Annotated in this window: 7 protein-coding genes; 6 read left to right on the top strand and 1 reads right to left on the bottom strand. The window is 68.3% G+C overall.

Annotated features, from left to right (window positions below; all coding sequences use genetic code 11):
* Positions 1 to 167 precede the first annotated feature (167 nt).
* From BU204_RS29645 to BU204_RS29660, 4 genes are all read left to right on the top strand, one after another.
* Positions 168 to 1,544 (top strand): ABC transporter substrate-binding protein, encoded by a 1,377-nt coding sequence (locus BU204_RS29645; protein WP_075129081.1) that lies wholly within the window; start codon positions 168 to 170, stop codon positions 1,542 to 1,544.
* A 90-nt stretch (positions 1,545 to 1,634) separates the two neighbouring features.
* Positions 1,635 to 2,618 carry a carbohydrate ABC transporter permease gene (locus BU204_RS29650; RefSeq protein WP_075129082.1) on the top strand — a complete coding sequence of 328 codons (984 nt, stop codon included), beginning with the start codon at positions 1,635 to 1,637 and terminating at the stop codon, positions 2,616 to 2,618.
* Position 2,619: 1 nt separating this feature from the next.
* Complete coding sequence (locus BU204_RS29655) at positions 2,620 to 3,555, top strand: carbohydrate ABC transporter permease (RefSeq protein ID WP_083661750.1); 936 nt, start codon at positions 2,620 to 2,622, stop codon at positions 3,553 to 3,555.
* Positions 3,556 to 3,589: 34 nt separating this feature from the next.
* A complete protein-coding gene (locus BU204_RS29660) occupies positions 3,590 to 5,209 on the top strand; it encodes a glycoside hydrolase family 13 protein (protein WP_075129083.1) in 1,620 nt (539 codons plus the stop codon).
* A 3-nt stretch (positions 5,210 to 5,212) separates the two neighbouring features.
* Here the strand turns inward: BU204_RS29660 and BU204_RS29665 are convergent, their stop codons facing one another.
* Positions 5,213 to 5,932 carry an SDR family NAD(P)-dependent oxidoreductase gene (locus BU204_RS29665; protein ID WP_075129084.1) on the bottom strand — a complete coding sequence of 240 codons (720 nt, stop codon included), beginning with the start codon at positions 5,930 to 5,932 and terminating at the stop codon, positions 5,213 to 5,215.
* A 223-nt stretch (positions 5,933 to 6,155) separates the two neighbouring features.
* Here BU204_RS29665 and BU204_RS29670 point away from each other — a divergent pair, with 223 nt between their 5' ends.
* Entirely contained in the window at positions 6,156 to 7,277 is a 1,122-nt protein-coding gene (locus BU204_RS29670) for a hypothetical protein (protein WP_143229842.1), read from the top strand.
* Between the two features lie 222 nt (positions 7,278 to 7,499).
* Complete coding sequence (locus BU204_RS29675; RefSeq protein ID WP_143229843.1) at positions 7,500 to 8,504, top strand: hypothetical protein; 1,005 nt, start codon at positions 7,500 to 7,502, stop codon at positions 8,502 to 8,504.
* Positions 8,505 to 8,789 lie beyond the last annotated feature (285 nt).

Consider the following 8,789-nt stretch of genomic DNA (forward strand, 5'->3'; position numbering starts at 1 on the left):
ACGGGGGACTCGTGCGTTCGGCCTGGGACTCGCCCAGGCATCAGACAGGCATCGGTTGAAGTCGAAATCTTGCAATACTCTGTCAAAGGATTGCGTTTGGAGATCATCGGTTCTATGGTGTGGCTCACAGATTTTCACCCAGGTCCCCCACGCAAGGGTGTCCCCACATGAGCACACAGATCCAGCGCAGCTCTCTCGCCCTGGTGCTGGCCGTCGGTCTCGCCGTCACCGGCACCGCCTGCGGCAGCGACGAGGAGGGTGACGGCGGGTCCGGCGGCAAGGTCGCGATCACCGTGAACGGCCAGCCGGCGAAGACCCAGCCGTTCGAGCGGAAGATGTTCGACCAGGACGTGGCCGACTTCGAGCGGGCCCACCCGGACATCGACATCCAGCCCCGCGAGGGCTTCATGGACCCGAAGACCTTCGCCGCGAAGCTCGCCGGCGGCCAGCTCGAGGACGTCTTCTACGTCTACCTGACCGACCCGGCCAACCTCATCGCCCGGCGCCAGGCCGCCGACATCACCGACTACGTCAAGGACGTGCCGCACTACGAGGAGATCCAGCCCGAGCTGCGCGAGATCTTCACCGACGACAACGACCGCGTCTACGGGCTGCCCACCGCGAACTACTCGATGGGCCTGCTCTACAACCGCGCGCTGTTCACCAGGGCCGGACTCGACCCCGACGATCCGCCGGCCACCTGGACCGAGGTCCGGGAGGCGGCCAGGAAGATCACCGCGCTGGGCGACGGGACGCAGGGCCTCGCCGAGCTGTCCCGCAACAACCAGGGTGGCTGGCACTTCACCACCTGGATGTACTCGGTCGGCGGCCAGATCGCCAAGAAGGACGGCGACCGATGGGTCGCGGACTTCAACAACGACAAGGGCCGCGAGGTCGCCGAGACCCTGCACGCCATGCGCTGGGAGGACAACACGCTCGGCGAGCGCCAGCTGCTCGTGTTCGAGGACGCCCAGCGGATGTTCGGCGCGGGCAAGCTGGGCATGTTCGTCGGCGCACCGGACAACATCCCGCCGCTGGTCAACCAGTTCAAGGGCGACTACGCCGACTTCGGCCTGGCGCCGCTGCCCGGTGGGGAGGGCACGCTCATCGGCGGCGAGGGCTACATGCTCAACCCCAAGGCCTCGCCGGAGAAGATCAGGGCCGGCCTGACCTGGGTCCAGTGGAAGTACCTCAACCCCGACCGCATGGAGCAGACGCTCAAGACCTACTCCGAGCAGGACCAGCCCATCGGGCTGCCCACCGCTCCGCCCAACGCGGCCGCCGACGTCTGGGTCGGTGACCTGCGGGAGAAGCAGCAACAGCTGCGGGAGAAGTACGCCACGGTGCCCGTGGAGAACTACCAGTCCTTCGTGGACGGGCTGAGCGAGCTGGAGAAGAACATCGAGCCGCCCAACGCCCAGCAGGTCTACGCGGCGCTGGACAACGTGATGCAGGGCGTGCTGACCAACCGGAACGCCGACATCGACGCCCTGCTCGCCGATGCGGAGACGAAGGTCAACACGGCGCTCGCACAGGTGCGGTAGCGACGGCGCCGACGAATCCGGGGCCGGGCGGGCCGGGAGAACACTCCGGCCCGCCCGCCACACCCAGCGCCGCCGAGGACACGGAGCACCATGTCACCCACCGCACGGTCGACGACAACCAGGTCCACGACAGCCGCTCCGGTCGCGGCCGGGCCGGACACCTCCGCGGCGGCGCCGCGCCACGTCCCGGCCCGGTCCACCGGACGCCTGCGCCGCCGCGTCCTCGACAACCTCACCGCCTACGGGTTCCTCTGCGCGGCGCTCGTGGTCTTCGCGCTGTTCTCCTGGTATCCGGTCATCCGCGGCGTGCTGCTGAGCTTCCAGCAGGTCAACTTCGTCACCGACCCGGTCTGGGTGGGCTGGCAGAACTTCGAGACCCTCTTCGCCGACCCGCTGTTCGGTGTCGCCTGGCGCAACACGCTGCTGTTCACCGGGCTCGCGCTGGTGATCGGGTTCGCCGTTCCGTTCGCCGTCGCGGTCGTGCTCAACGAACTGCGGCACGTGAAGGCGTACTTCCGGATGGTCGTCTACCTCCCGGTCATGCTCCCGCCGGTGGTCGTCGCGATCCTCTGGAAGTGGTTCTACGACCCGGGACCGGGGCTGTTCAACAGCGCCCTGCGCGCGGTGGGCATCTCTGGACCCTCCTGGCTCAACGACACCAGCACCTCGATGCTGTCGCTGGTCATCGTGGCCACCTGGGCGTCTATGGGCTCGGCCACCCTGATCTACCTGGCGGCGCTGCAGACCATCCCCGGCGAGCTGTACGAGGCGGCCGAGCTGGACGGGGCGAACCTCTGGCAGCGGCTGCGGCACGTCACGGTGCCGCAGACGAGGTTCGTACTGCTGGTGATGATGCTCATGCAGATCGTGGCCACGATGCAGGTGTTCACCGAGCCCTACATCATGACCGGTGGCGGGCCGGAGGACTCCACGGTCACCGTCCTGCTGCTGCTCTACCGGTACGCGTTCGTCTACAACGACTTCGGCACCGCCAGCGCGATGAGCCTGCTGCTGTTCGTGGTGCTCGGCGCGTTCTCCGCGCTCTACCTGCGCCTCACCAGGACCAGGAGCTGACATGGCCGTCCAGCCACCACCGGCCCCCACCGCCGGCCGCATCCGCAGGTCCACAGCGGACCGTCCGGTCCGGACACTGCTGTCGCCGTGGACGCTCGAGCGCACCCGGGGCAGGCTCGCCTACTGGGCAGTGTTCACGCTGGTCTTCGTGCTGTTCACGGCGGCGTTCGTGACGCCGCTGATCTGGATGGTGCTCGGCGCGATGAAGACCGCGCCCGAGCTCGCCCAGCTCCCCCAGGCCGTACTGCCCGAGCGGTTCGACCTCGGGACCTACGGCGAGGCCTGGGACTTCATGGAGCTGGCCGGCTACTTCCGCAACACGGTCGTCGTGGCCGCCGGGGCCTGGCTGCTCCAGCTGGCGGTGTGCGTCCCGGCCGCGTACGCGCTGTCCAAGCTCCGGCCGATCCTCGGCAGGTGGATCCTCGCGCTGATGCTCGCCACGCTCATGCTGCCGGCCTCCGCGCTGCTGGTGCCCACCTATCTGACGATCACCGACGTCCCGCTGGTCGAGGTCAACCTGGTCAACTCGCCGGCGGCGATCTGGTTGCCGGCCGCCGCGAACGCCTTCAACATCTACCTGCTGAAGCGGTTCTTCGACCAGATCCCCACCGAGCTGCTCGACGCGGCCAGGATCGACGGGGCCGGCAACGTCACGACGATGGTCCGGATCGTGCTGCCGCTGTCGCGGCCCATCCTCGCCGTGGTGTCGATCTTCGCGATCGTCGCGGCCTGGAAGGACTTCATCTGGCCGCTGCTGGTCCTGCAGGACCCGGCGGTGCAGACGCTGAGCGTGGCGCTCCAGCGCTTCGAGCAGGACACCCCGATCAACCTGATGCTGGCAGGCCTGGTGCTGGCCAGCATCCCGATGGTCGCGGCGTTCCTGGTCTTCCAACGTCAGATCCTCGCCGGCCTGACCGCCGGTGGGGTCAAGGGCTGAGTTCACAAGGGTTCTCGACAGGCAGGAGGTCGCGGTGCGACAGCAGGAGACCGGAGCCGGATGGTGGCGCGGTGCGGCGATCTACCAGGTCTACATCCGCAGCTTCGCCGACGGTGACGGCGACGGCACCGGCGACCTCGCCGGTGTCCGCGCGAAGCTCGGCTACCTCGCCGAGCTCGGCGTGGACGCGATCTGGTTCAACCCCTGGTATCCGTCGCCGATGGACGACGGCGGCTACGACGTGGCCGACTACCGCGACATCGAGCCGGCGTTCGGGACGCTGGCCGAGGCGGAGAAGGTGATCGAGGAGGCGCACACCCTCGGCATCCGGATCATCATCGACATCGTGCCCAACCACTGCTCGGACGCGCACCCGTGGTTCGCCGCCGCGGTGGCCGCCGGCCCGGGATCGCCGCAGCGGCAGCGGTTCTGGTTCCGGCCGGGGCGCGGTGAGCACGGCGAGCTGCCGCCGAACAACTGGCAGTCCCGCTTCGGTGGGTCCGCGTGGACCCGGGTGACCGAGCCGGACGGCACACCGGGCGAGTGGTACCTGCACCTGTACTCCTCGCGACAGCCCGACCTGAACTGGACCAACCCGGAGGTCGCCGAGGAGTTCGAGGACATCCTGCGGTTCTGGTTCAACCGGGGCGTGGACGGCTTCCGCATCGACGTCGCCGACGGGCTGGTCAAGGCGGACGGGCTGCCCGACCACCTCGACCCGCTCGTCGGGCCGTTCCCCTACTCCGACCTCGACGGTGTGCACGAGATCTACCGGTCCTGGCGGCGGATCGCCGACAGCTACCCGGACCGGCGGGTGTTCGTCGGCGAGATGTGGCTGCCCGACCCGGAGCGGTTCGCGATGTACCTGCGTCCGGACGAGCTGCACTCGGCGTTCAACTTCGACTTCCTGTCCTGCCCCTGGGAGGCCGACCGGCTGCGCGAGGTCATCACCGCCACGCTCGCCGCGCACGCGCCGGTGAACGCGCCGGCGACCTGGGTGCTGTCCAACCACGACGTCACCCGGCACGTCACCCGCTACGGCCGCGCGGACACGTCGTTCTCCTTCGCCGACCGGCAGCACCGGGCCCCGACCGACCCGGTGCTGGGCACCAGGCGGGCCAGGGCCGCGGCGCTGCTGACGATGGCGCTGCCCGGCGGGGTGTACGTGTACCAGGGCGAGGAGCTCGGGCTGTCCGAAGTGGAGGACCTGCCGGACGAGGTGCGCCAGGACCCGGTCTTCCGGCGGACCGCCGGCCGCGACATCGGCCGCGACGGCTGCCGGGTGCCGATCCCGTGGTCGGGGGACCGCCCGCCCTACGGTTTCGGCGGCGACCCGTGGCTCCCCCAGCCCGCCGGCTGGGGCCCGTTCACCGTGGCCCGGCAGACCGACGAGCCGGGCTCGATGCTGGAGCTGTACCGGCGGGCGCTGCACCTGCGCCGGGAGCACCCCGCCCTCGGCGACGGCGTGATGAGGTGGCGGGCCGATCTCCCGGACGAGGTCCTCGCCTTCGACCGCGGCCATGGCTTCACCTGCGTGGTGAACCTGTCCGCCGAGCCCGTCGACCTCCCCGCCCACCAGGAGGTGCTGCTGACCAGCCAGCCCCTCGCCGGCGCACAGCTGCCCCCGGACGCAGCGGCCTGGCTGCGGACCTGAGCGTCACCAGGCGACCCGACCGCCGTCGTCGAAGAAGCCGGCGGTCGGGCCGTCCGGGTTCCGGGTGGCCAGCTCCACCGCGATCGCCGCGCCCTGGTCGGGCGTGCGGCCGCCGTCGTGCCCGTTGAGGTCGGTCGCGACGTAGCCGGGGCAGACGGAGTTGACCCGGATTCCCTTGTCGCGCAGGTACTTGGCGTACTGGGCGGTGAGCGCGTTGAGCGCGGTCTTGGAGACCGGGTAGCCGAGCATCGCCGGCATCTCGGCGAGGTGGCCGCCGTCGGGCGCGGTCATGTCGGCGAGGGACCCGACCGAGCTGGACACGTTGACGACGCGCGCGCCCGGGTTGAGCAGCGGCAGCATCGCCTCGGTCACCGCGATCACGCCGAAGAAGTTCACCTCGAACACCCGCCGCACCTCCTCCACCGGGTCACTTCCCGGGGACTGGGTGAAGTCACCGGTGATGCCCGCGTTGTTGACCAGGACGTCGAGCTCGCCGAACCGCCCGCCGACCTCCTCCGCGGCCCGCTTCACACTGTCCGCATCGGTGACGTCGAGCGCGATCCCGTGCACGTCCCCACCCAGCCGGGCCACGGCGGCGGCACGCCGCTCCCGGTCGCGCGCCCCGAGCAGGACGGTCATCCCCCGGGCCGCGAGCTGCCCCGCGATCGCGAACCCGATCCCCTTGTTCGCCCCGGTGACAAGGGCGATCTCCGTGTGAGCCATGCCGTTCAGCCCACCAGCGAACGGCGCTGAGCACCAAGACCGGTTAGGTGGCGATCAATACCCTGGAGGTATCACTTCCCCTGACTCCCCGCGCCGTGAGCCGAGTTCGGTGGCGATGGTGCTCGGACGGAGATCCGGCGGTGTCCGTGATCAGTTGCCCGGCCGGGGGTGGAGCTGCCATCATTCCGGTCATGATCGAGAGAATCGAGTCCTCCGTCCGCCGGTGAGCGAGACGACCGAGCCGGCGCCGCTCGGATCCCGGACCACCCTGTTCCACCACGCTCTGCGTCTGCATCGGGAGAACCCGGACGCGCCCCTACCGCGTGACGGCGAGCCGTACCCGGACGACGAACATCACCGCGGGCGTCGGTTCCGAACTCGCCGTGACATGCGGACCCAGGGCGCCGACGCCGCCGCCATTCTCGACGCCCACTTCGGCGACGAGGATGCTCCGGCAAGCGACCTTGCTGACGCGTTCCACGACGTCGACGTCCCGATCCAGCACAACGACCACGTCGCCGCCGCGGCGCTGCGCGCCGACCGGCGGCGTGTCCAGAACACCGGCCGATGGCTGGTGCGACACAGCACGGATCGTTGCTCCGCCCTCGTCGGACTGGCACTGCTCGCCACCGACCGGGCCGACGAGGACATCCCGCTGATCCAGACCATCGGACTGCTGTCGAACAGCTTCGGAGCGTTGGCCGCCAAGGCGCTGCGGCGACGCACCGGTGATGGGCAGGCCCTGCTGTGGCTGGCCCACCGGGTCACCGGCGTGGGAAGGGTCTACCTCGTCGAGGAACTCTGCCGCTGCCAGCCCCACGCCGCCCGCGAGTGGCTGCTTCGCCACGCCTGCGACGGCGATTGCCTCAACGGCTACTTCGCCGGCCAGGTCGCCGCCGCGGCCCACCTGCACGAAGCGATCACCGGCGCCGAACTCGACGACGACCTGGTCGACCACACCGGCCGGCTACTGCACGTCATGGCCACCTGCGACGGCATGGGAACGACCCTCGCGCACTATCCACCGGCGGCCATCGTCCTGGCCGCACACTCGACTCACCTGGGCCGGCAGGCGCCGGCAGCGGACAGATACCTCACCGCCGCGTTGATCGCCGACGACCTGACGACCGCACCCCCCGAGCAGTCCGGGTGCACCACCGAACAACGGGACGAGCTCGTTCGGCGCTACGTCTCGGTGCTCAACCGCCAGGACTGGTGCGACGCCATGCACGCAGACACCAACCGGGACGACGACTTCATCGCCCGGTTCGCCAGCAAGGTGGCAGCGCGACTACGCCTACGCGCATTCATCAAACCCGGCAATGACCCATCACCGACTGAATGACGACGGTCTGTGACCATTTGGCGGCATCAAGGTCGACTTTCCTGAACAGAAGGCAGCAGATTACCTCGAGAGCTGTCAACCAACCGCCGTGTCACAGGAATTCCGTGTAACGCACGTGTGGGAGACGACGACTTTCGGACTGTGGCAATCACTCGAGAATCTACCGTACGGGGATTCGGCACTCGGCTCTTCGGTCTGATCTTCGCCCTACTCGTCGGGTGCGTGCTGTTCACCATCGGGCTGCCCAAGAAGACAATCTACCTCGCGACAGAATGGGATCAACCGTGGCTCGGCGAAGCCGCCGGACAGCTAACGGCGTTGACCAACCAGTTACCGTCGTTCTCCCTACTTCTGGATTGGATCGGGTTCGCACTCGTCGGCTACGTCGGTGCGCTACTACTACTTGCGTTGCGGCACCGGCAGCCTGGACTGTTCGGCTGGGGCGCGGCCACGCTCACATTGGCCGCGACCTCGCTGCACATCTTCGCTTGGCTCGGTTTCATCGCATACCACGCGGTACGGTTATTTCTCGCGATCTTCAGGACCATCACGGAATTTTTCCGCTGGATACTCACTCCGGTAGTTGATTTCGTCGTCTTCACGACAAGCGGTGACCTCGGTTGGCTCACACTGAGCGCACTCGTCATCCTGTTCACCTGGCTGACCGTCCGATTTGGAACCGCTTTTCTTCGATTTGCTGCGGTCGCGGCCGGGTCGATCGCTCTGTTTGTGGGAATCGTCATCGGCAGCGCCTATCTGTTAGGGATGGTTCCGCCCACCTTCTGGGAGATCGCCCTGACGATCGTCACTGTGGTCGCGCTGTGGTTGTTCTGGCTGTTTCTGCTCGCGACGGTCGGGCAGTTGTTCCTCGACCAACTGCGCGGCACTGTGCAGGCGGGCAGCGGGCAACGGGGAATCATCATGGGAGCCATCTCCGTGGGGTCGGCCCTCGCCCTGCTCATGCTGCTCGGCAACGCGTACAACGCTTACGATTTCTACCCGTGCAGCGTTGCAGAGTGGGCCGGCTCCACGGTCCAGGGCGCGAACGCACCGCAGTTCGATGCCGCCGTCGCGCTCGTCGTGATCGGGTTCAGCGGACTGGCCGTACTGACGAGCCTCGTCCGACTTCGTCCGCCGCCGACCGTCAAGGCACTCGGTCGGTCACTGATCTACACGATCATCGGCGGGGTGATCACCACACTCATGTCGGCGAGTAGCCGGGACTGAGCGGCGAATACCGCCTACAGACCTCTCGGGGAGTAGTCACCCTTGCCGGCGCCGGTCACCAAGATACAGACGAGTACTGAGACCGGGCCGGTCCGACTACTACGCAGCGATCCGGTTGTGTGGGCACGCGTACGCGACAGGTGACGTCAGCCCGAGCGCGCGTTGGGGCGTGGACGACCCCAAGCGCCAGCTTCGCGACCCATCCCCTACCGATGGTCGCTCACGCGAATACCCTGAAGACATGGACAGCCGCGAGCTGGCGTACTTCGTCGCGGTCGCCGAGGA

This window comes from Actinophytocola xanthii, assembly GCF_001921205.1.
In the GTDB taxonomy this organism is placed as follows: domain Bacteria; phylum Actinomycetota; class Actinomycetes; order Mycobacteriales; family Pseudonocardiaceae; genus Actinophytocola; species Actinophytocola xanthii.

What these genes read in the sequence shown, in the direction of transcription:
- BU204_RS29645 (WP_075129081.1), top strand. Translation starts at nt 168, where the DNA reads ATGAGCACACAGATCCAGCGCAGCTCTCTCGCCCTGGTGCTGGCCGTC.
- BU204_RS29650 (WP_075129082.1), top strand. Translation starts at nt 1,635, where the DNA reads ATGTCACCCACCGCACGGTCGACGACAACCAGGTCCACGACAGCCGCT.
- BU204_RS29655 (WP_083661750.1), top strand. Translation starts at nt 2,620, where the DNA reads ATGGCCGTCCAGCCACCACCGGCCCCCACCGCCGGCCGCATCCGCAGG.
- BU204_RS29665 (WP_075129084.1), bottom strand. Translation starts at nt 5,932, where the DNA reads ATGGCTCACACGGAGATCGCCCTTGTCACCGGGGCGAACAAGGGGATC.